General features: G+C 41.0%; 19 protein-coding genes, 1 other RNA gene and 1 other annotated feature. Of the genes, 1 reads left to right on the top strand and 19 read right to left on the bottom strand.

Annotated elements, in window-relative coordinates; translation table 11 throughout:
- Positions 1 to 9: 9 nt before the first annotated feature.
- From pheT to ACQRBH_RS08315, 17 genes are all read right to left on the bottom strand, one after another.
- Positions 10 to 2,430: a phenylalanine--tRNA ligase subunit beta gene (gene pheT / locus ACQRBH_RS08395; protein WP_427742923.1), complete on the bottom strand. Its 2,421-nt coding sequence runs from the start codon at positions 2,428 to 2,430 to the stop codon at positions 10 to 12.
- A 95-nt stretch (positions 2,431 to 2,525) separates the two neighbouring features.
- Positions 2,526 to 3,545: a phenylalanine--tRNA ligase subunit alpha gene (pheS, locus tag ACQRBH_RS08390; RefSeq protein ID WP_235231808.1), complete on the bottom strand. Its 1,020-nt coding sequence runs from the start codon at positions 3,543 to 3,545 to the stop codon at positions 2,526 to 2,528.
- Positions 3,546 to 3,601: 56 nt separating this feature from the next.
- Positions 3,602 to 3,827: a binding site (T-box leader), on the bottom strand.
- 48 nt (positions 3,828 to 3,875) lie between these two features.
- Positions 3,876 to 4,712 (bottom strand): YihY/virulence factor BrkB family protein, encoded by an 837-nt coding sequence (locus ACQRBH_RS08385; protein WP_347376460.1) that lies wholly within the window; start codon positions 4,710 to 4,712, stop codon positions 3,876 to 3,878.
- Positions 4,713 to 4,801: 89 nt separating this feature from the next.
- The gene (locus ACQRBH_RS08380; RefSeq protein ID WP_427761377.1) at positions 4,802 to 6,064 is read right to left on the bottom strand and encodes a SpoIID/LytB domain-containing protein; all 1,263 of its coding nucleotides are present in this window, start codon (positions 6,062 to 6,064) and stop codon (positions 4,802 to 4,804) included.
- A 171-nt stretch (positions 6,065 to 6,235) separates the two neighbouring features.
- Positions 6,236 to 6,418, bottom strand: a non-coding RNA gene (ssrS, locus tag ACQRBH_RS08375) — 6S RNA.
- A gap of 54 nt (positions 6,419 to 6,472) precedes the next feature.
- Positions 6,473 to 8,077, bottom strand: coding sequence for a phosphoenolpyruvate carboxykinase (ATP) (gene pckA, locus ACQRBH_RS08370; RefSeq protein WP_427742925.1), 1,605 nt, complete (start codon positions 8,075 to 8,077; stop codon positions 6,473 to 6,475).
- A 318-nt stretch (positions 8,078 to 8,395) separates the two neighbouring features.
- A complete protein-coding gene (locus ACQRBH_RS08365; RefSeq protein ID WP_427761353.1) occupies positions 8,396 to 8,746 on the bottom strand; it encodes a hypothetical protein in 351 nt (116 codons plus the stop codon).
- A 13-nt stretch (positions 8,747 to 8,759) separates the two neighbouring features.
- Positions 8,760 to 10,247, bottom strand: coding sequence for a threonine synthase (thrC, locus tag ACQRBH_RS08360; protein ID WP_427761352.1), 1,488 nt, complete (start codon positions 10,245 to 10,247; stop codon positions 8,760 to 8,762).
- A gap of 23 nt (positions 10,248 to 10,270) precedes the next feature.
- The gene (locus ACQRBH_RS08355; protein ID WP_235233584.1) at positions 10,271 to 10,759 is read right to left on the bottom strand and encodes a 3-isopropylmalate dehydratase small subunit; all 489 of its coding nucleotides are present in this window, start codon (positions 10,757 to 10,759) and stop codon (positions 10,271 to 10,273) included.
- Complete coding sequence (leuC, locus tag ACQRBH_RS08350; RefSeq protein WP_427761351.1) at positions 10,759 to 12,033, bottom strand: 3-isopropylmalate dehydratase large subunit; 1,275 nt, start codon at positions 12,031 to 12,033, stop codon at positions 10,759 to 10,761. Before leuC ends, ACQRBH_RS08355 begins: the two co-directional genes overlap by 1 nt.
- Positions 12,034 to 12,077: 44 nt before the next feature.
- Positions 12,078 to 13,616, bottom strand: a complete 1,539-nt coding sequence (locus ACQRBH_RS08345; RefSeq protein ID WP_427761350.1) for a thioester domain-containing protein — start codon at positions 13,614 to 13,616, stop codon at positions 12,078 to 12,080.
- Between the two features lie 216 nt (positions 13,617 to 13,832).
- Positions 13,833 to 14,744, bottom strand: a complete 912-nt coding sequence (locus ACQRBH_RS08340) for a putative ABC transporter permease (protein WP_427761349.1) — start codon at positions 14,742 to 14,744, stop codon at positions 13,833 to 13,835.
- A 167-nt stretch (positions 14,745 to 14,911) separates the two neighbouring features.
- The gene (locus ACQRBH_RS08335) at positions 14,912 to 15,748 is read right to left on the bottom strand and encodes a PHP domain-containing protein (protein ID WP_235233580.1); all 837 of its coding nucleotides are present in this window, start codon (positions 15,746 to 15,748) and stop codon (positions 14,912 to 14,914) included.
- A gap of 80 nt (positions 15,749 to 15,828) precedes the next feature.
- Positions 15,829 to 16,002, bottom strand: a complete 174-nt coding sequence (locus tag ACQRBH_RS08330) for a hypothetical protein (protein ID WP_427761348.1) — start codon at positions 16,000 to 16,002, stop codon at positions 15,829 to 15,831.
- Between the two features lie 62 nt (positions 16,003 to 16,064).
- Positions 16,065 to 16,877: a hypothetical protein gene (locus ACQRBH_RS08325; RefSeq protein ID WP_427761347.1), complete on the bottom strand. Its 813-nt coding sequence runs from the start codon at positions 16,875 to 16,877 to the stop codon at positions 16,065 to 16,067.
- A 194-nt stretch (positions 16,878 to 17,071) separates the two neighbouring features.
- Positions 17,072 to 17,494 carry a DUF6465 family protein gene (locus tag ACQRBH_RS08320; RefSeq protein ID WP_235233576.1) on the bottom strand — a complete coding sequence of 141 codons (423 nt, stop codon included), beginning with the start codon at positions 17,492 to 17,494 and terminating at the stop codon, positions 17,072 to 17,074.
- 107 nt (positions 17,495 to 17,601) lie between these two features.
- Positions 17,602 to 18,450 (bottom strand): putative manganese transporter, encoded by an 849-nt coding sequence (locus ACQRBH_RS08315; protein ID WP_427761346.1) that lies wholly within the window; start codon positions 18,448 to 18,450, stop codon positions 17,602 to 17,604.
- 156 nt (positions 18,451 to 18,606) lie between these two features.
- Between ACQRBH_RS08315 and ACQRBH_RS08310 the strand changes: the two genes are divergently transcribed.
- Complete coding sequence (locus tag ACQRBH_RS08310; RefSeq protein WP_427761345.1) at positions 18,607 to 21,177, top strand: PEP/pyruvate-binding domain-containing protein; 2,571 nt, start codon at positions 18,607 to 18,609, stop codon at positions 21,175 to 21,177.
- Between the two features lie 9 nt (positions 21,178 to 21,186).
- Here ACQRBH_RS08310 and ACQRBH_RS08305 read toward each other — a convergent pair whose 3' ends face one another.
- A complete protein-coding gene (locus ACQRBH_RS08305; RefSeq protein WP_235233570.1) occupies positions 21,187 to 21,696 on the bottom strand; it encodes a transcription repressor NadR in 510 nt (169 codons plus the stop codon).
- A 77-nt stretch (positions 21,697 to 21,773) separates the two neighbouring features.
- Positions 21,774 to 22,625 carry a carboxylating nicotinate-nucleotide diphosphorylase gene (nadC, locus tag ACQRBH_RS08300; RefSeq protein ID WP_235233569.1) on the bottom strand — a complete coding sequence of 284 codons (852 nt, stop codon included), beginning with the start codon at positions 22,623 to 22,625 and terminating at the stop codon, positions 21,774 to 21,776.
- Positions 22,626 to 22,633 lie beyond the last annotated feature (8 nt).

Genomic DNA, 22,633 nt, shown 5'->3' with positions numbered 1-22,633 from the left:
CTCCATATTTTATTTACGAAGCTCGATTCCCATGCCTTCCAACGCTTTCAGAATTCTATCCATGGACTCTGAAACTTCTGAATCTTCGAGTGTCTTATCTTTCGCACGGAACACGATAGAATATGCTACTGATTTGTATCCTTCCTTAATCTGTGCTCCTTCATAAAGATCGAACAGTGCATAGCTTTCCAGATATACTCCGCCCTTTTTCTCAATGACTTCTTCAACCTGGCCTACCAGGATGTCTTTCGGCATAACCATACTGATATCACGTGTCACAGCAGGGAATCTCGCAATTCCTGTGTACTTTCTGTCAAATGATGCCCTCTCAACGATTTCAGGCATATCAATCACTGCAACGTATGCTCTTGTACCGATACCATATGCATCTGCAACATCTGGATGCAATTCTCCCAGATAACCAACAACCTTGCCATCATAAATAATATTTGCCTGACGACCCGGATGAAGATATGGTTTTCCTGCATTTGGATCATATGTTTCTTTCTTATGCAGACCAACCTTTTCAAAGAACTCTTCAACTACACCTTTCATACTGAAGAAATCTCCATCTCCATACATTCCAAGTGTAAACTGCATTCTTTCTTCCGGAAGTTCTGTGAGCGGAAGAGCCTTCGGGATGTATACATTACCTAATTCATACAGTCTGACATTCTTATTTCTTCTATTATAATTAGTTGCCAATGATGTCAGCATTCCATTCAAAGAAGTCGTACGCATGATACTATAGTCTTCTCCAAGAGGATTCATAATCTCAACCGTCTGACGAAGCGGTGAGTCTGCAGGTATCATTAATTTATCAAATACCTTTGGACTTTCAAATGAATAAGTCATTCCCTGGCTAAATCCACAGAACTCAGCAATATCACGAGCAACTTCTTCTACACGCAGCTTGAATGACAATTTACCAGTTGTAGCTTCACCTTTCGGAAGTGTAGTTGGAATATTGTCATATCCGTAGAATCTTGCCACTTCTTCTGCCAAATCAGCCATGCGGAATAAATCATGACGGAAAGTAGGCGCAATTACTTCGTTTGTCTCTTCATCATATTCAAGATCTATCTTTTTGAAGTATCCAATCATCTCTTCCTTTGAAATGTTGGTTCCAAGCAGACTATTGATTTCATCCTGATCAAAAGGAACTCTTACCGGCTCTTTTTTCTTACCATAGACATCAACCATTCCACCTACCACTTCACCAGCTCCTAATTCTTCTACCAGCTGGCATGCACGGTCGATAGCAGCCTGTGCATTATTTGGATCAAGACCTTTTTCAAACTTACCAGAAGCATCGGTACGAAGTCCGATCTTCTTACTAGATTTACGGATATTTGTTCCATCGAAACAAGCAGCTTCAAAAAGCATTGTCTGTACATCATCTGTAATCATGGAATTCTCTCCACCCATGATACCTGCAATACCGATGGATTTCTGTCCATCGCAGATCATCAGTACAGATTCGTCCATCTCTCTTTCCTGCCCATCCAGAGTTGTAAACTTTTCTCCTTTTGCAGCTTTGCGCACAATAATCTCACGGTCAGCGATTGTATCCAGATCATAGGCATGCATCGGCTGTCCATATTCTTCCATGACATAGTTTGTGATATCAACCAGATTATTGATTGGACGAATGCCTACAGAAGCCAGACGTCTCTGCATCCACTTTGGAGACGGTCCGATCTTAATATTCTTCACAACTCTTGCACAATATCTCGGGCAGAGATCACTGTCTTTTACAGTTACTTTGATATAGTCGTTAACATCCTCAGCATTTCCAGTCTTAGTTACTACCGGAGGTTGAAATTCCTTTCCGAAAGTAGCGGCAGCTTCTCTTGCAATACCTACAACACTAAAGCAATCTACACGATTAGAAGTAATCTCATACTCAAATACCACATCATTCAGTCCCAATGCTTCAATTGCGCTGGCTCCTACCTCTGCATCCTCTGGGAAGATATAGATTCCTTCTTCCGGTGCCTCTGGATACATGTCACGATTAGAGCCAAGTTCTTCAATAGAGCACATCATGCCGCAGCTCTCTACTCCACGAAGCTTACCCTTCTTAATCTTTATTCCACCTGCAACACGACTTCCCGGCTCATGTCCTCCAGCAACACGTCCCCCGTCCAGTACGACAGGAACCTTGTCTCCTTCATTCACATTATGTGCACCAGTGACAATCTGAACAGACTCACTTCCTACATTCACCTGACAGATAATCAACTTATCTGCATCCGGGTGCTTCTCAATCTTGTCAATCTGTCCAATCACAATCTTGTCCAGATCCGCATCCAGCACCTCATATCCTTCCACCTTCGTTCCAGACAACGTCATTGCGTCTGTATATTCCTGAGCAGTAACATCCAAGTCAGGAACATATGCTTTTATCCATGATAATGATGTATTCATTTTTTCTCCTTTCTGGGGACGTAGTATTCTTTCACTTTACTACGTCCCTTTTTGCATTTTATGGTGTACCCAAATGCATTTTGCCCTGTACCTTTTTAGAATTGTTTTAAAAATCTAATGTCGTTTTCGTATAATAATCTCATGTCATCGATTTCGTATTTAAGCAATGCGATACGTTCCAAGCCTACACCAAATGCAAAGCCGGTGTATTCGTTTGGATCGATTCCGCACATTTCCAATACGTGTGGATGTACCATTCCGCAGCCAAGGATTTCAATCCAGCCAGATCCTTTACAGAAACGGCATCCTTTTCCTCCGCATTTGAAGCATGTCACATCTACTTCAGCACTTGGCTCAGTGAACGGGAAATGATGTGGACGGAATTTGGTCTTTGTCTCTGGTCCAAATAATTCTTTGGCAAATACTTCCAGTGTTCCTTTCAGATCAGAGAAGGAGATGTTTTTGTCGATGACAAGTCCCTCGATCTGATGGAAAGATGGTGAATGTGTTGCATCTACTTCGTCAGAACGGAATACACGTCCTGGCGCGATCATACGAATCGGAAGTTTGCCCTGTTCCATTACACGCGCCTGTACTGGTGATGTCTGGGTACGCAGTACGATATCTTTATTAATATAGAAAGTATCTTGTTCATCTTTTGCCGGATGTCCATCCGGGATATTTAATTTTGCAAAATTATACAGATCGTATTCTACTTCCGGTCCTTCCACTACTTCATATCCCATGCCAACGAAGATTCTTTCAACTTCTTCCAGTGCAATCGTATTCGGATGACGATGTCCGACCATGTTTTTCTTCGATGGGAGTGTAACATCAATAACTTCCTGTTTCATCTTCTCCTCACGGATAGCCCTCTCCATCTTTACTTTGCTCTCTTCCAGAACAGATTCGATAGCCGCTCTTGTCTCATTGACAAGCTGTCCCACCTTCGGTCTGTCCTCTGGCGCAACATCCTTCATTCCCTTTAATACTGCGGTAAGTTCTCCCTTCTTACCCAGGAATCTTACACGCACATCATTCAATTTTTCTGGCATATCGGCAGCTTCAATTGCCTTCAATGCTTCTTCTTTGATGTTCTGTAATTTTTCTTTCATCACTTTTCTTCCTTTCTGATTTACCAACTCTTTCGAGCATAAAAAAAACTCATCCCAAAAGGGACGAGTTATCACCCGTGGTACCACCCTGATTCCCGCACCATCAATATACGGGCACTTCATTACTGCGTAACGTGCATCTACGTCATTTTCTACTATGATTTCAAAAATGCAGCTCACGTGGGAAATTCAAGCATCATCTGAACCCAAAGGGACTTCCAGCCAATGATCCCCTCTCTCTATCGGAAAATGATTCTCTACTGACACGGTCATTGCTTTTACCTATTAATACTTAATTATTGTATCATAAGAAACTATAATGTCAAGAAATTATTTCTCATTTCTCTCAAATATCTTCCCGTCCAATAACACATTCAACTCACCGCCCAGCAGAATGCAATACATACAAAAATACATCCATAACATAATCAGCACAATCGTCGTAAGACTACCATACATACTGGAAAATCCCTTAAACACATCCAGATATACAGAAAAAATCCAGGAAATTATCATCCATCCTACCGCAGAGAACATTGCACCAGGAAGCTGATAACGGAACTTGTCCCTTCTGTTTGGCAGGAATTTATAAATCATCAGTGAAAATGCAACCAAAACAATTGGCGTAATGATGATTCGTGTCTCTAACAGTTTCTCAGCCACTCCAAGCATAATTGGTATATGCTCCGCTATAAATAGATTCAGGGTATTACCAAATACAGATAACACAAGCAGAAATATAATAACGATAATGAACATAACCGTATAAATGGTTGCCCGAATACGCAAAAATACATAATTACGGGTCTCATTACATTTATACACACAATTCAACCCCGATGTCATAGCCAATACACCTTTTCCTGCTGACCATAAGGCAACTACTATAGTAATCGGGATGACTCCGGTGGACTGATTATACACCTGATTCACAATAGAAGTGATCAAAGAATCAACCGACGACGGGAACACCTGAATAACAGCAGTCATAACATCCGCTTTCGTTACCGGCGTATACTGCACCATCGTAAGCAACAGTAATATAATCGGAATCATGCACAGCATAAAAAAATAGGATGTCTGTGCTGCATATGCTCCCACATGATCTGCCGAAACTCCAGCAGTAATATTTGTAATATTTTGATAGATTTGTTTTATTTTCTTCATGGCAATCTCCAATATATTTGTTCTATATTTTACCCGATTTTTGCATATTTGTCTATCAAAACATATCTCCTTTGCTGCGTTCTGAGCATCTATTCAACTGTAATCCCTTGAAAAAAAAGCGTCAGTATATCTATATAATTCTTCCCTTTTTTAGCCATCTCATTCGCACCGTTCTGGCTCATTCCTATTCCATGTCCGTACCCGCCACCTTTGATGAAAAATATATCCCCCTCTCTTTGAATTGTAAAGAACGCACTTGGGAGCAAGGATGAACTTGCTACATTTGTTCCATCTTGTTTCCGAATCTCATATCCACTACCTCCCAATGCTCTTCTTATCTTATTCTCAGTCTCCACTGTCAGTTGACCTTTCTCTCCAACCGCACAGATTTGAAGTGCGACACCTCCTGGTCCTTCTTTGGTTACCTCTAGACTTTGCAGAGCTCCGATATCTTTTCCGGTATTAATCCCAATAAGATTCGACAAAGTCTCTACCGGTATGTCCGCCTCCCAACGATACCACGGAAGCCCTTGCTCATAATCACCTTCTGAGTCTTTTACTTCTACCGACTGAAGATAGGCATTCTGTTCATTACATTCTGTTCCCCAGGCTTCCAGATTTGTTGTCTTCCCACAAGAAGTGGAATAATAATACGTTGTGACTATCTGACCCTGATATCGAACCACCTGCCCTTTTGTCTCCTCTACCGCCTGGTTTGTCGTATTCTGAGGCAAAGAATTCCCATACACCTGATAATCCGTACTATCATTGACATGAGCCTCATATTCTGGATACGCATAATCCTGCATTTGCTGATATGCATAACTCCGAGCGCACACAGCCTGTGCTTTCAATGCTTCTAATTCATATGAAGCAGGCATCTCACTGGGTACTACTTTACATAAATACGTCTCTACCGGCAGTTCATTAATAACTATCACACCTTCTGCCGTTGTCCGAAGCTCTAATATTCCAGCATAAGACGGTGTTCCACACCCTCTTTCTATACTCTGTAATGTAATCTCTCCTCCATCTCTGGCATAGATTCGGACATTTCCGCTCTGAAACCTCGGATCATCCGGGGCGAATATAACCGACTGCATTCCTTCCGTTTCTTCTGTCTCTTCACCATATGTAATTACCAGTCCGTTAACAGCTGATATCTCCGCTGTCGGATGGGCAACTTCGGCATACCCGTCGGTCATAATCAAGACCCGAATATTCGGATTACTTATTTCCATCTGAGCTTCTGGATTCTTCTGCAGTTCTTTTTCTTTCCTATATTCTTTTTTCTCAAAATTTTGAAATGAAGAAAACAATCCTCCCACGACAAACAGGCTGATTACAAGCATCAACAAATACCGGAGACATTTATACTTTCTATATCTATTATTTCTATATCTATTATTTTTTTTCAATCTGTACGTATCCTCTTGTCCAATACTTTTTTCTCAATGTATGCTTTTTTCTCTTTAAATATAACCAAAAAGACAGCCGCATACACGACTGTCTTCTATCTTTTGTATGGCCCCAAAATGCCGGTTTCTGTATTTTGACTCCTAGCCACAGCTAGGTGGGTGTCCGCATCCGCTTTTTTGTCTTCCCCTGCACAATTCGGAGGCCTGACATATTACGGAGATATAAGAGTCCCGTTTAAAGTTTTGTAGGTTCAAAATTACAGAAGTTATCGAACATCCCAGGTTTCTACTGAGGATATTATACCCCATTTATATAGATTTTACAACCTATAAAACTGTTTTTTATAACTGTGGTCCTGCAGAAACTAATGCTTTACCTGCTTCATTTCCTTCATATTTTGCAAAGTTCTTTACGAATCTCTCAGCAAGATCCTTAGCCTTAGCTTCCCATTCAGCTACTTCTGCGTAAGTATCACGAGGATCAAGAATTGCAGGATCTACACCTGGAAGTTCTGTTGGAACTTCGAAATTAAAGTATGGGATCTTCTTAGTAGGAGCATTCAGGATATCTCCATTTAAGATTGCATCAATGATACCACGGGTATCTTTAATAGAGATACGCTTTCCAGTTCCATTCCATCCAGTATTAACAAGATATGCTTTTGCACCGCTCTTTTCCATTCTCTTAACCAGTTCTTCTGCATATTTTGTTGGATGCAGTTCCAGGAATGCCTGTCCAAAGCATGCGGAAAACGTTGGTGTAGGCTCTGTGATTCCACGCTCTGTACCAGCAAGTTTTGCTGTAAATCCAGATAAGAAATAGTACTGTGTCTGCTCTGGTGTCAGTACAGATACCGGAGGAAGTACTCCAAATGCATCTGCAGACAGGAAGATTACATTCTGTGCAGCTGGTGCAGCAGATACAGGACGAACAATCTTCTCAATATGATTGATCGGATAAGATACACGTGTATTCTCAGTTACACTCTTATCAGCAAAATCAATCTTTCCTTCTTCATCCAGTGTTACGTTCTCAAGAAGTGCATCCCTCTTGATTGCATTATAAATATCTGGTTCAGATTCTTTATCCAGATTGATAACTTTCGCATAGCAGCCACCTTCGAAGTTAAATACACCATTATCATCCCATCCATGTTCATCATCACCAATCAGAAGACGTTTTGGATCTGTTGACAAAGTTGTCTTACCTGTTCCAGATAATCCGAAGAAGATTGCTGTATTTTCACCATTCATATCTGTATTGGCAGAACAGTGCATGGAAGCAATTCCCTTCAATGGCAGATAGTAGTTCATCATAGAGAACATACCTTTTTTCATCTCTCCACCGTACCATGTATTGATAATTACCTGTTCACGGCTTGTGATATTGAATACAACTGCTGTCTCTGAATTCAGTCCTAACTCTTTATAATTTTCAACTTTTGCTTTAGAAGCATTATAAACAACAAAGTCTGGCTCAAAACTCTCAAGTTCCTCCGCTGTAGGCATAATAAACATGTTCTCAACAAAATGAGCCTGCCATGCAACTTCCATGATGAAACGGATTGCCATACGTGTATCCTTATTGGCTCCGCAAAAAGCATCTACCACATAAAGCTTCTTATCACAAAGTTCTTTCACTGCAATATCCTTTACAGCAGCCCATGTCTCTTCAGAAGCCGGATGGTTATCATTCTTGTACTCATCAGAAGTCCACCATACAGTATCTTTGGAATTTTCATCCATTACAATGAATTTATCTTTTGGAGAACGTCCGGTATATACACCTGTCATTACGTTTACTGCACCAAGTTCACTAACCTGACCCTTTTCAAAACCTTCCAATTCCGGCTTTGTCTCTTCCTCAAACAATAAATCATAAGAAGGATTGTGTACAATTTCTGTAGTTCCTGAAATGCCGTACTTACTTAAATCGATATTCGCCATCTTTGTTTTACCTCTTTTCTTTCCTTAATCATAACCGCCGTAACACTTTCTGCCTTTGCATATTTCTGCCTTTTACAGCGGCATTTGTCTTATTATTACATTTTTTTCATAAAAAGTCAATACTTTAACAATCCTTTCGCGAAAGTTAATATTTTTTATTATTCATTTATTTTTCACCAACCGCATAATCACGTCTATGTTTTTATAAAAAATGCAAGATTATATTTTCAATCTTGCATTTTGTCAATATTATAATTTATGAAACTTATCTATTATTCATATAAATATTTTATATAACCGAAATCCAGCTCCAACCATTCAGTTGATTCCAAAATATTTTTGGTTGTATTTACGTAATTTCAGCATAAAGACAACAAGCATCATACATAGAACTGCCGTCATAATTACATACAGTATGCCAACACTGCTGATATAGGAATCGTACAGATCTACACACCCATCTAACAACAGGGTAATTCCCAACGCAAGAAGTGGCTTCCCGACATCTCTGCAATATCCCTCCAGGTCTTTGCAGCTTTTTTCATTTACACCCTTCGGAAGCAAGATTGTCTTCACAATCTCTTTTTTCACTTTTAACATATAATATCCATAAAGGCAGTAGATTCCAGCCCCCAGAGCAATTGCCCCAAAGAAACCATCCAACAGCATCTGTCCTCACTCCTTACACTTGCAATATACCTTTTACAGTTTCCTTCATCTTATCTGCATCACATTCCAAAGTATGAAGTATATTGGCATCCAGAATATCTTTGATTGCCTGTGGCATCTCTACACCAGATGTCTCTTCCAACACTTTCAGAAGTTCGAATTCATCTGCATCTGCATATTTTTCATCAATTGCCGTCATAACACTCTTAACGAACTTATATGGACTCGCCGTTGATGCAATCACACATTTCTTTGCATCACCAGTCTTAATCCTATACTGTTCACAGACATGCGCAGCAACAGCTGTATGCGTATCAATTACATATCCTGTCTTTTCGTAATTCTCACGGATACTTTCGGCAGTCTCTGCTTCATCTGAATATCCAGATGCAAAATCAGATAATTTTTCCTTCATATCCTCAGTAATCGTATAGCTTCCACTATCTTTTAATTCTTCCATTAATTCTCTGGTCTTCTCAGAATCTTCACCTGCAATCAGATAGATCAGACGCTCCAGATTACTGGAGATCAGAATGTCCATGGATGGTGAGGTCGTCAGCACAAACTCTCGATTCTTATCGTATGTACCTGTCTGGAAGAAATCAAACAGCACTTTGTTCTTATTAGATGCACAGATCAGTTTATCAATCGGCACTCCCATCTGCTTTGCATAGTAAGCAGCAAGAATATTTCCGAAATTGCCGGTCGGGACTACAACGTTGATCAATTCTCCCTCTGCAATCTCTTCATTTGCCAGTAATTTTGCATAAGCATTTACATAATATGCGACCTGCGGAACCAGACGTCCAATATTGATAGAATTAGCAGAAGAAAACTGGTATCCCTTTGCTGCAAGTTCCTGAGCCAGTTCTTTATCTTCGAACATTGCTTTCACACCACTTTGTGCATTATCAAAATTTCCATGGATCGCAACCACATCTACATTACTTCCTTTTTGCGTAACCATCTGAAGTTCCTGTACTTTGCTGACTCCGTTCTTCGGATAAAATACAATGATTCGGGTTCCTTCAACATCAGCAAATCCCGCCAAAGCAGCCTTACCCGTATCACCAGACGTAGCTGTAAGAATCACAATCTCATTTTTCACATGATTCTTTTTGGCCGAAGTAGTCAAAAGATGCGGCAATATAGACAATGCCATATCCTTGAACGCAATCGTTGCCCCATGGAACAATTCCAGATAATATGTATCATCTACCTTTACCAGCGGCGCGATCTCCTCAGTGTCAAACTTACTGTCATATGCTTTACGAATACAGTCCTTCAACTCCTCTTCTGTAAAGTCTGTCAAAAACTGCTTCATAACCGCATAAGCGGTCTCCTGATATGACATGTCTTTCAACTGCTCCATTGAAACATCGAGTGTCGGAAGTTTCTCCGGCACAAATAGACCACCGTCCGGAGCAAGACCTGTCAGAATCGCTTCAGAAGCTGTTACTTTAAAGTCCGAATTTCTTGTACTTTTGTAATGTAGATTCATCTTTTTCACCCTTCTATCATCCGCTATTTTTTACTATTTGTATATTTTACCAGGCCACCTGCAGCAATCAGCTTCTGCATAAATTCCGGGAAAGCCTGTCCCTGAAACTCTGTGCCTTTTGTACGGTTATAGATCTTTCCACTGTCAAAATCAACTTCCACTTCATCACCGGCATCGATTCCTCTTGCTGCCTCTGGGCATTCAATAATCGGTAATCCAATATTGATTGCATTTCTATAGAAGATTCTGGCAAATGTCTCTGCAATGACGCAGCTTACACCTGCCGTCTTGAGACACAGAGGTGCATGTTCTCTGGATGAACCACATCCAAAGTTTTTATTCGCAACAATCAGATCTCCCGGCTTCATCTTATTTACAAAATCTGGATCAATATCTACCATCGCATGGCTTGCCAGTTCCTGAGGATCATAGGAATTAAGATATCTTGCCGGAATAATAACATCCGTATCCACATTATCACCATACTTAAATACATGTCCTACTGCTTTCATTATCTGTCACCTACTTTCTCTGGATTCGCAATACATCCTGCAATCGCACTCGCTGCAGCCACTTCTGGAGACGCAAGATAGATCAGAGAATCTACATGTCCCATTCTGCCCACAAAATTACGATTTGTTGTAGACACACACTTTTCACCTGCTGCCATAACACCCATATGACCTCCCATACATGGTCCACAGCTTGGTGTATTCACAGCACAGCCTGCATCCACAAAGATATCCAAAAGTCCCTCTGCGATACACTGTTTGTAGATCTTCTGTGTTGCCGGGATTACCATAACACGTACATCTGGATGAACTGTATGGCCTTTCAAAATTGCTGCTGCTTTTCTCATATCCTCCATACGCCCATTGGTACAAGAACCGATTACAACCTGATTGATCTTGATTGGCTCCATCGCCTCAACCTCATCAATTGTCTTAGCATTACCTGGAAGGTGTGGGAATGCAACGGTCGGACGTACCTCTGAAAGATCAATCTCAACCACTTCATCATACTCTGCATCCTCATCAGCAGTATATATCTTGTATTCCTTCTTGGAATGTTCTTTCATATAGGCTTCTGTCTGTTCATCTACCGGGAAGATTCCATTCTTGGCACCAGCTTCAATCGCCATATTCGCCATTGTAAAACGATCATCCATAGACAGATTAGCAATGCCATCTCCAACAAATTCCATAGATTTATAAAGTGCGCCATCTACCCCAATCTTACCGATAATATGGATAATGATATCTTTTCCACTGACATATGGCCCTGGCTTTCCCGTCAATACAAACTTCATTGCGCTCGGAACTTTAAACCACAACTCACCTGTTGCCATACCTGTTGCAATATCTGTGGTTCCCACACCAGTAGAAAATGCACCTAATGCGCCATATGTACAGGTGTGTGAATCTGCACCAATAATGCACTCACCACCCACAACAACACCAGCTTCTGGAAGGATTGCATGTTCCACGCCGGATTTTCCCTGTTCAAAATACCATGTTAATCCCTGTGCTCTTGCAAATTCTCTGATTGCCTTAGAGTTCTCTGCTGATTTAATGTCCTTATTCGGTGTAAAATGATCTGGTACCAGAACTACTCTATCCTTATCAAACACATTTTCTGCCATCTCCCGAAAAATCGGCAATGCCATAGGTCCGGTGATATCATTTGCCATTACTACATCTAACTTCGCCTCTATCAATTGTCCTGCCACAACAGAATCGAGTCCTGCGTGAGCCGCCAATATCTTCTGCGTCATTGTCATTCCCATCACGACAACCTCCTATTCTTCTTCATTGACTTATCTTTTGAATACTACTTTCTCCATATTTTCCGTAGCCATGCGTTCATTTTACCACAAACAAATATAGTGGTGCAAGAAAGAATCAAGAATAGTACAAGAACCACTATATTTTCTTGATCACCAGTCTTAACGGATGCAATTTTTGCTGTCGTTTTGGATTTTGCTTCCACAAGTTTCTCAGGTTCCGTCTCTGGTTTCTCTATCTCCGGTGTTTCTTTTTCTGGTTCATCTGATTCTTTCGGTTTTTCTACCAGAATCTTCTCTTCATCTTTTTTCTCTTCCGCATTATCCGCGCAGACAACTACTTCATTATCTATTTCTTTTCCTATCACCGATTCATCCGTTATTGCCATCTGATACTCGACTATATAGCGTTCTCCAAGTTCTACACACTGTAAGAACTCTCCTGCATGAATGGTAAATGAATTTCCGTTGACAGAGATCACTGCATCTTGTATCACATTACGGGAACCATCCAGAAGAACAATGGAGTTTTTCTGAAGCTGTACTCCCTCAGTAAGAATTGTATCTGTAATCACCACATTTTTTGCCACCGCATTCTGAATCTGCTGTGTTACATCCATAGTATAAGTAACAATGTCTCCCAACTGATAAGTTTTTCCCGTTTTATCTGCATGTTTCTCAACCATAAGTTCCGGGCGCTCCATCCACTTCACTTGCAGAGATACTGCTGATGGTTCCACCGTGAGCAATTGTCCAGTTCCGATATCCTGGCTTCCGCCACCAGTTTTTACAACCAGCGTTCTCCACGCTTGATTCAAAGTCCCTTTTATCTGACCACTGTCCCAACTTGTTCCGTTACCATAAGCCACATCTGATGCCAGATAGAACTGCTCTTGCCCATGCACTGTCACCTGGCCCTGCAGACGACTTTGCTGGGTTACATTTACCAGAGTCACTCCTTCGGGCAAAGAAAGCACTAATGAATTCGATGTATCCCCTTCACATGTAACAACCTCTGTTCGCTGCACGCCCTCCTCAGCACTAAAAAATGCGGTTAAATTCTCCTGAGAAAGAGCAATATCTGTATCCGGTATATTTGGCCATCCCTGAATTGCGTTCGTATACTGAATTACTGCATTACTAATATCCGCATTCAATCCCTTGAACCCATCGCTATTTGAATCACACCCATCATAAATATAAGACAATATGCAGTGCGACAGACAATAGGCTCGATCTGGTTGATCCCACCCTCCTGTCAATGTCGGTTTCATATACACATCATACCCAGGTCCTCCATACACATAATACATTGCTTTTGCCAAAAGCTGGTCCTTATCCAACTCATCGGAGGAATAAGTTCCGTTATTCGGCGAGAGTTTACCGGGTTCCAGACAATATGCCATATTTCCATCCACATAATAATAATGTGTCGAATATCCCATATATTGGACGGATGCTCCCGTTACCAAAGAGACCTCCTTAGCTTCTGCCGTCATCGTACTACCGACTCCTATGATACCTAACACACTGAGAAACAACAAAACTACAGAAAAAAAGATAGATTTTTTATTTGTTTTTTTCATTTAAACACTCCTTTTTACACAAACACACTGAATAATTGAAATGATACTTCTACCCTCCTTTCCTGTATGGTTCTTTTCTCGTTTTGGAAATTGGGAACGAATCTTCCCGATGGGGATACCCCTTTGAATGATAATGATTAGATTTCTTAGACGAGTGCTCTTATCATATCTATATTTTCTTATTTTGTCAATACCACCGTTCAAAAAAGAACCGGATTACTTCCGGTTCTTTTTTACACGAAGTTTCAATTCTTCTAAAATCTCTTTGTGGTGTTTGGATTCCATCTTCGGGAATGCTTTTACCAGACGAATACTGACTCTTGTACTGCGTCCTGCCAGCTCCGCATATTTTGTTTTCAACTCTTCTATACGAGCCTTTTGTTCTGCCATGCGATTCTTCTGCTCAGTAATCCGTTCTTTTTGTTCTGCCATGCGGGTCTTCTGTTCTTCAGATACCGTCTCCAGCTTCTCACGCAGTTCCAAAGCTGCCGAATCCAGCTGTTTCTTGGCTTCTTCCTGGAATTCCATAGTTTCCATGACATTTTCGTATATATTTTCTCCAACCTTGTCGGAGAATTCTCTCAATTCTGCCGCAATCTTCTCCATTGCTTCCAGGCGTCTGTTCAGCTTCAACACTGCCGAAACAGTTACAACAATATCAACAACCAGAATCATCCCAAGCAACACACTCAGAGCAATTCCAACCTTCACAGGAATCCACGCCAACACTTTGTGGATGAACGGATGAATCACCTTTACAATGATCACGCACGCGACACCCCAGGCAAGGGAGAACACCAGGCATACATATCCCCCGATATTCAATGGCTGATTCGTATAATCCCACCATTTATGATGAAATAATTTATCCATCAGATAACCGGTCAGTCCCTCAATCACTGTTACTACAATTGTTGAGGTTATATAAAGGAGGAATAAGTTATTTTCAAATGGCGTCAGGAACTGAACGACCACTCCGACTCCGATTCCATAGACCGGACAGATCGGACCATTTAAAAATCCCCGGTTTACAAATTTTCTCTGTTGCGTAGCTGCGTAAGCAACTTCTGTACACCATCCAAAAAAGCCATATGTAAAGAAATAAAGTATAAAAAAATATGTCTGCATACGTCAACTCCCTTCAAATTCTTATCTAGAAAGTATACTTCACATTACAGTTTCCGTCAAATAGTAAATCTTTTAGTTTCCAAACACAAACAATCGGAAAGAATATCTGCACCCCAGATATCTTTCCGATGTTTAACATGCTTTATTATCTTCTATATCATAAGATATTACTCTGACAATCTGTTCTGAAAACGCAGATATGGAATCTCTATAGGATCTATAGGATCTACCGGATTCTCAATCTGCCCTTTTTCCTTCCGCTTACGCCGTCTCAGCAATTCACCGCCTTTATTGTAGAACCAGAATGAATATGTCAGGATCTTATCTGCCTTTCCCATCTTATCCTTTGTCGTCTTTCCATACAGAGTTCCGCCAGCTTCTATCGGAACTTTTCTGCGTATCAGGGAAATCAACTCCGTCTCACAAGTTACATATTCCGGTAATTCTGTATAGGCAAGTCCCACACATTCCAGCTTATGTGAATCACTGCCTCCAATCCCCGGCTTTTTATACTTTTTAGCCAGCTTCATTGCACCCTCATTGGACTCTGCTGGTTCACAAGCATTAAAAGCCTCGATAAAATCAAACCGTTTTATGATCTCTGGTGATTTGTAGAAGCGCTTCGTATTCGTAAAGCTAAGATACTTTCCGCCACATGGATGAGCCGGTCCCAGGATTCCACCATGACGATGAACAAAATCGATCAGCATACTTACCGGCATACCTCTCAGTTCCAAAAGGCGCATCTTCACCCCTTCAGGCATAATACAGATAATGTGACCCGCATCACAGGTATCATATTCGATTCCTTTTAGTACTACAAAGTCCTCGTGAACCTTTCCTTTCATATCATACTTCCAGTGACGGTATCCTTTGTAAGTATCATGGTCGGTAATCAACATACCGTCAAAGCCTTGTTCTTTTAGCTTGGTGATATATTCATCCAATCCCACTTTACTGTCTATAGAGCCCTCTTTTACATGACAATGCATATCGATCTTCATAACAAGGCCTCCTTCATTCATATTCTAAAACTATTATATCACATTTGCTTTAAAATACAATAAAACCGGATGGCTATGGATTAAATTACCTTTTTTTCATTTAATACATTTCTTACAATCAATGCACATACCAACCATGCAATGATATAAACAACTCCTGATATCTGCATTGACGAAAAACTATACGTCACCATCATTAATATCTGCAATACACATCCAATTAATGCAATTATCATATTCTTCTTTTTACCCATAATAAAGCACCTCTCCTTCTATAGCCACTACTATATCAGGAGAGGTGTGTCATAATCGGGACTTATAATTCTTCCGTGTTAAATATTTCTATATCATCATCTTCTGTATCATTTTCTTTTGGTACTTTTTTCACTTCTTCTGGATCTTCAAAAACATCCTCTTCATCCTCTTCATCATCCAGCATCATTCTTGCCTTCTCAACTTCCGACTCTCTGGAGACTTCTTCTTTCACTTTTCTGGAGTACACTTTTTCTTTTTTTCCAACCTTCCTGGACTGCATCATGAACTGCGCCCACATTCCAATCAATGCGATTAAAATACTGATTCCATAGCCAATCCACACATTCTGATTCAAACCTGCCAACGAGGCAATCGCCAGACCTGCTGATACTCCGCCCTCTAGTCCAGTTACAATAATAACAAGCGGTGTTGTCCAAAAAACAGACAAAACTGCCAATACCAAAGCAACAACAAAATAAATAATCAACAAAAATACAGGCTGAACACCCACAAGCGAAGCACAGATACCAAACACATAAAAGAGAATCAGGAAAAAAATCCCCAAACGACGCAGCCATGCAAACAAAACCGCAACAATAACCGCACTCACTCCGATCACCGCCAAGAGTGCTGTATCATTAAGTCCGATCATCAGCGCCACGACGCCTCCAATCACCGCTCCCACAACCAAACCAACAATTGCCGTAAGGACTCTTACTATCTTCAATCCAAAGAAACAGATTGCCAAACCTATTACAATAGTCACAATCAAAGCAATCATTAACATCTGTCTGGTCCATGCCAGAAATACATTGCCGTTTTCTCCTAACATTCCCAGCAAGTCACTTCCCATCAGGTTCATCATTTCTTCCATGCCAATATCTCCTTTGTCCCCTATTACTTATTTTTACCGCTACCATTATAACATTATTTACCACTTTTATTCAATTGGGGACGTAGTATTTTGCAAAAATACTACGTCCCCAATTGAATTTTGCCCTGTACCTTTTTGTTCAAAAAAAAGTCCCTTCGAAATTCGAGGGACTTTCCAACATCACACTAAACTTGCTAAAATTCAACTGCGCCTGTCTCTGTTCCGTTAATTACATAGTAAACAGCATTTTCTTCAGGCTTAATATATAATTCCATTGTCTTAATATCGCCAACTTTTTTGCCGGATTTTGTCCATGATTTTTTTACGCTGGCAATGATTTCTTTTTCTTCTACCTGTTTTCCATAACACTGAACATAAGTACTTACTTTGATTTCTTTTTTCGCTGTTGTTTTTTTAGTTGTTGTTTTCTTGGCTGTTGTTGCTGCCTTTTTTGCAGGTGCTTTCTTCTCAGGTGTCTTTTTCTCTGTTGCTTTCTTTTCTGCGGGGGTCTTAGCCGGTTCAGCTTTTGCTTCCGGAGCTACCTTTGTCGCTGTGTTTGTTGCTGCAGTTTCTTTTACAGTTTCATTAGTTGCTGGTGTTACTTTCTTTGTGGCCATGATAATTCCTCCTCAATCTTCCTAAGCCTCATCACCTAGTTCAAGTTATTATAGCATACTTTTTCAAAAAAGCAATTTTTGCTCCTCACTATGCTATCTCCTTTTTCTTAGGCAAATATTTCCAAAATAACCCCTGCGATCACCGAAATAATATACAGAACTCCTACTATTTTTAGATTTTCTTTTTTCTCTCTGTTAATTTTAAACAATACGACCAGTCCAATTCCCGCCCCGGTACACAAACCTGCAATAACAGATGCAAAAGAGATTGCTCCGTTTAAATATAGCTGTGTCAGAATCACAGAAGCCGCACAATTAGGAATCAGTCCAATAACTGCAGCTATGAATGGCTGAAAGATTGTATCTCCTAGCAAAAATGTAGATAATTGTTCAATTCCGAAAATCTCTATGCAAAGATTCAGTACTCCAGTAAATACCAACAAATACACAAATATTTTGATTGTATGATGCCATGCCGGTTTTAAAATCGCAGACTCTTCTTCATGACATCCACATTCATCGCAGAGATTTCCACTTTCTTTTGGTATGGATATCTTCTTTTGAAAGAAAATGTCTATCGCATATCCTGCAACAATAGCGATCACCACTTTTGCCACAAGCAATATCCCAACTTCTTGTACAGCATCAGGATTCCCCAGCATAATTAAAATTGCCTCATCTGAAGTTGCAATAAATACAGACAGAAGTGTCCCCACGGAAATAATTCCTCCTGCGTAAAGATTCGCTGCCATAACGGAGAATCCACACTGAGGGATGCATCCTGCGACCGCTCCAAAGATCGGACCTGCCTTTCCTACTTTTGCCAGAACCTTTTCTGTAAATTCACCAGAATAATGCTCCAGTGCTTCTATCAATATAAAGGCTACAAATAAATATGGCAGCATTTTCAAGCAATCCAGACCGGTATCCAGTATCACGTCCTTTATCATTTCCATATATATTGTCCTTTCTGTTTTTGACCTAATAGGTCTATTTTAGATGTTGTTTCGTGAATTTACAAGGAGAAAATGAAAAAATGAGAAAATCTATCCTTTTTTCAAAAAAAATCTTGTATACTTATACTATGTTAAACTTAAGTAGGAGGGATTATTTTGAGTACATTTGAACGAATTTCATCTGGGCTTTCCGGCCTGGATTCCATCCTTGATAACATTCGTCTGGGCGACAATGTCGTATGGCAAGTTTCAACTATGGAAGAATATCTATTCTTTGTAGAACCATTTTATCAACAGGCGCTAAGCGATGGACGCAAGATTCTGTATATGCATTTCACTGGTCACCCAAAGCTTCTGGATGAATCTACCCAAGTTCCGTGCTATGAATTTGATCCATCCGAAGGATTTGAAGCTTTCACCATGAATGTTCGAAAACGAATTGCTGCAGAAGGAAAGGATGTCTTCTATATCTTTGACTGTCTGTCGGACTTGCAGGCTGCATGGGCCACCGACCTGATGATGGGAAATTTTTTCCAGGTAACCTGTCCTTATCTGTTTGAACTAAATACTGTCGCTTATTTTCCAATTCTTCGCGGGCTCCACTCTTTCGATGCAATTGCCCGTATTCAGGAGACGACTCAGCTTCTTCTGGACGTCTATAGCGATGCCAACAGCTTGTATATCAATCCGCTCAAAGTATGGAATCGTTATTCACCAAATATGTTCCTTCCACACCAATACATTACAAAGGATGGTTCTTTTCTACCTCTGCGCGGAGGATATGAAGTCAGCCGATTTTACACCCTGGTGGACAACATGACTCGCATCTATGAAAATCAGAACCTGGACAGTTGGGAACGTTTCGTATCGGATGCCAGCCGCATTTACCATAAAGACCGTACTTTTTCCGCAGAGACAGAAGATACCTTCTGCCAGAATATGATGTCACGTGATCCAAAGATTCTGGAATTGCTGAAGATATATTTTGAACCAGAGGATTATTTTCATATCTATAATCGTATGATCGGAACCGGAAGTATTGGTGGAAAAGCCTGTGGCATGCTTCTCGCGAGAAAAATCGTTGCCAAAGATGCGCCAGAAGTATTTCAACACATGGAACCACATGACTCCTATTATCTTGGTTCAGATGTCTTCTATACTTATATTGTACATAATAAGTTCTGGCGTCTTCATATCAGTCAAAAGACAAAAGAAGGATACTTCCGTCTGGCCCCTCAGATCGAAGAAGCATTCAAAAACGGAGTCTTTCCAGAAGCAACAAGGCAACAGTTTATTCGTATGTTAGAATATTTTGGGCAGCGCCCGATCATTGTCCGCTCCAGCAGTCTTCAGGAAGACGGTTTTGGAAATGCATTTGCCGGAAAATATGAATCTGTCTTCTGCATTAACACCGGTGATATCACCGAGCGTCTGACGGAACTGGAAAATGCTGTCCGCACCGTATATGCCAGTACCATGAATCTGTCTGCACTGGAATACCGGAAACAGCGCGGGCTTGGTTATAAGGATGAACAGATGGCTCTTTTGATTCAGCGTGTATCCGGTTCCATGTACGAAGATTTTCTGATGCCTAATGCTGCCGGCGTCGGATATTCCTACAGTTCCTATCGCTGGAGTGATTCTCTGGATGCTTCCTGCGGAATGCTGCGACTTGTCATGGGGCTCGGAACCCGTGCGGTCGACCGTACCGAAGGAGATTATCCACGAATTGTCAATCTGGCTCAGCCAGAAAGTTCTACCCTGACCGACAGTTGGGCAAAGCATCAATACTCCCAGCGTTATGTAGATCTGATTGACTACCGGAATAAGGCACTTGCCACCCGTTCGGTCAAAGAGGTTACTCCTTATATGGATCCATGGTATAAACGAATGGTTCTGGAACATGATTTTGATGCAGAACGAACCTTCCGGGAACGAGGACAGCATCGTGAGATCCTCTTCGCAAGTTGTGAAGGTCTTGTTCGGAATAAAGCATTTACCGAATGTATGAAGTCTCTTCTTCGCACATTGCAAAACGCATATAATTATCCGGTGGATATTGAATTTACGATCAACAGCAATGCTTCCGGTGAATTCGTCTTCAACCTGCTTCAATGCCGTCCGCTTCAGATCGGTACATCACGGGACGCAGTCACTGTTCCAGATTTTCCAAAGGAACAGACCGTCTTCTCTGTGACCAATTCCTCCATGGGAGGATCCCAGTCTGAACGGATTGACTACATTGTATGGGTAGACTCCAAGGGCTACTATCAATGTCCATATAAGCAAAAACCGGACATTGCCCGTATTATCGGTGACATCAATCATTATTTCCGAAAAAGCAACGAGAAACTTATGCTCTTCGTTCCGGGAAGAATCGGCACATCCTCACCAGAACTTGGCGTTCCAGTAACATTTGCGGAGATTCATCATTTCCATGCCATCTGCGAGATGTCTGACAGTGAAGTCGGTTACATGCCAGAACTTTCTTACGGTAGCCATATGTTTCAGGATCTGGTAGAAGCAGAGATTTTTTATACCGCCATTTTTGACAATAATAGAACAATCCATTTCAATAAGGACTTCTTCAAAGATGAACCAAATGTATTGACCAACATTCTTCCCGACTGCAGAGAATATACGGATATCATCCGAGTCTACAACCTGCATGGAAAAGGAATACATCTATACTCTGATGTAAGAAACGAAAAGACAGTGCTGGGATAAAGCACTGTCTTACGTTTTTATTAAAAACTTTTTCTCTTTTAAGGTGTTCTCTATCATATCTAGAGTATCTTCGCTGTCTGCAGTAACCTTATGATAATGATAGTTAGATGTTATATTCTTCAATGGACTGGACTTGCCACTTCGGATATCTTCCATAAATTCTCCCACTTTTCTTCTGGAATTAATATGAAGTTCTGCCTCGATATGACCATATACCCGGTGATTGACCATAACATTTTCTACACAGCCTCCCAGATCAACGATGGCGCACAATTCTTCTTCCAATTGATCATCGGTATGCTGTACTTTAAATACTCTGCTGACCGTCTTCGGAGTATTCAAGATATATCCCCGGTTTGTGGAGATGATATCGTAACCCGCCGCACGAATCAATGCAATGTCCTGCACAATGACCTGGCGGCTTACTTCATATGTGGAAGCCAGCCTGCTTCCTGACACCGGCACTGCACTTGCTTGTATCTGCCGGATAATCTCTGTTCTTCTTTCAGAACCAGTCATAAATGCTTCTCACCTCCCTGATCATATACGAACTCTTTTGCTGGTTTTCCTTGCAGCACTCATTGTCTGCACAGCTATTATACCACATGAAGATTCTTTAGGGAAATATCTAATATTGGTGCAGAATGAGTCAAAGCTCCGCTGGAAATATAATCCACGCCCAAGGATGTCAGACGTCCGATATTCTCTCTGGTAACATTTCCTGAACATTCTGTCTTGGCGCGTCCATCTATGATACGGATTGCCTCTTGCATCTCTTCTGTAGACATATTATCAAGCATGATGATATCTGCGCCTGCTTCAACCGCTTCTCTCACCATATCCAGATTCTCCACTTCCACTTCAATCTTTCTCACAAAAGGAGCATATTCCTTTGCCATCTGAACCGCTTTCGTAACACTGCCGGCTGCACCAATATGATTATCCTTCAGCAATACTCCATCCGACAGATTATACCGATGATTATATCCTCCGCCTACGCGAACTGCATATTTTTCAAAAATCCTCATGTTCGGCGTTGTCTTACGAGTATCCAACAGTTTCGTATGACTGCCTTCTAACAGTGATGCGACCGAATGCGTATAGGTCGCAATTCCGCTCATACGCTGAAGATAATTCAAGGCAACCCGCTCACCAGATAACAGGACACGGATATCACCAAGAACCTTTCCCATCAGCTGTCCATTTTTCACTTCGTCTCCATCTTTACAATACAACTGAACCTCTGTATCTGCATCCAGCAACTGGAACACTCTGGCAAATACCTCAAGCCCAGCGATAATTCCATCCTGTTTGCAGATTAGATCCACTTCGCCTTTCACCGCTTTTTTCATCACAGAATTCGTGGTTACATCCTCACTGGAAATATCTTCTTTCAACGCTTCCAGAATCAGATGATCCGCCTGTAAAGTCATTGTAATCTTATTCATAATCTAAT

Source organism: Bariatricus sp. SGI.161 (assembly GCF_050313695.1).
GTDB lineage: Bacteria > Bacillota > Clostridia > Lachnospirales > Lachnospiraceae > JAFBIX01.
The sequence above is the reverse complement of the archived record's forward strand: the minus strand, read 5'-3'. Positions and strand labels throughout refer to the sequence as shown.

Coding starts and splice junctions, on each gene's coding strand:
- pheT (WP_427742923.1), bottom strand. CDS start 2,430: ATGAATACATCATTATCATGGATAAAAGCATATGTTCCTGACTTGGAT.
- pheS (WP_235231808.1), bottom strand. CDS start 3,545: ATGAAAGAAAAATTACAGAACATCAAAGAAGAAGCATTGAAGGCAATT.
- ACQRBH_RS08385 (WP_347376460.1), bottom strand. CDS start 4,712: ATGAAGAAAATAAAACAAATCTATCAAAATATTACAAATATTACTGCT.
- ACQRBH_RS08380 (WP_427761377.1), bottom strand. CDS start 6,064: ATGCTTGTAATCAGCCTGTTTGTCGTGGGAGGATTGTTTTCTTCATTT.
- pckA (WP_427742925.1), bottom strand. CDS start 8,077: ATGGCGAATATCGATTTAAGTAAGTACGGCATTTCAGGAACTACAGAA.
- ACQRBH_RS08365 (WP_427761353.1), bottom strand. CDS start 8,746: ATGCTGTTGGATGGTTTCTTTGGGGCAATTGCTCTGGGGGCTGGAATC.
- thrC (WP_427761352.1), bottom strand. CDS start 10,247: ATGAATCTACATTACAAAAGTACAAGAAATTCGGACTTTAAAGTAACA.
- ACQRBH_RS08355 (WP_235233584.1), bottom strand. CDS start 10,759: ATGAAAGCAGTAGGACATGTATTTAAGTATGGTGATAATGTGGATACG.
- leuC (WP_427761351.1), bottom strand. CDS start 12,033: ATGGGAATGACAATGACGCAGAAGATATTGGCGGCTCACGCAGGACTC.
- ACQRBH_RS08345 (WP_427761350.1), bottom strand. CDS start 13,616: ATGAAAAAAACAAATAAAAAATCTATCTTTTTTTCTGTAGTTTTGTTG.
- ACQRBH_RS08340 (WP_427761349.1), bottom strand. CDS start 14,744: ATGCAGACATATTTTTTTATACTTTATTTCTTTACATATGGCTTTTTT.
- ACQRBH_RS08335 (WP_235233580.1), bottom strand. CDS start 15,748: ATGAAGATCGATATGCATTGTCATGTAAAAGAGGGCTCTATAGACAGT.
- ACQRBH_RS08330 (WP_427761348.1), bottom strand. CDS start 16,002: ATGGGTAAAAAGAAGAATATGATAATTGCATTAATTGGATGTGTATTG.
- ACQRBH_RS08325 (WP_427761347.1), bottom strand. CDS start 16,877: ATGGAAGAAATGATGAACCTGATGGGAAGTGACTTGCTGGGAATGTTA.
- ACQRBH_RS08320 (WP_235233576.1), bottom strand. CDS start 17,494: ATGGCCACAAAGAAAGTAACACCAGCAACTAATGAAACTGTAAAAGAA.
- ACQRBH_RS08315 (WP_427761346.1), bottom strand. CDS start 18,450: ATGGAAATGATAAAGGACGTGATACTGGATACCGGTCTGGATTGCTTG.
- ACQRBH_RS08305 (WP_235233570.1), bottom strand. CDS start 21,696: ATGACTGGTTCTGAAAGAAGAACAGAGATTATCCGGCAGATACAAGCA.
- nadC (WP_235233569.1), bottom strand. CDS start 22,625: ATGAATAAGATTACAATGACTTTACAGGCGGATCATCTGATTCTGGAA.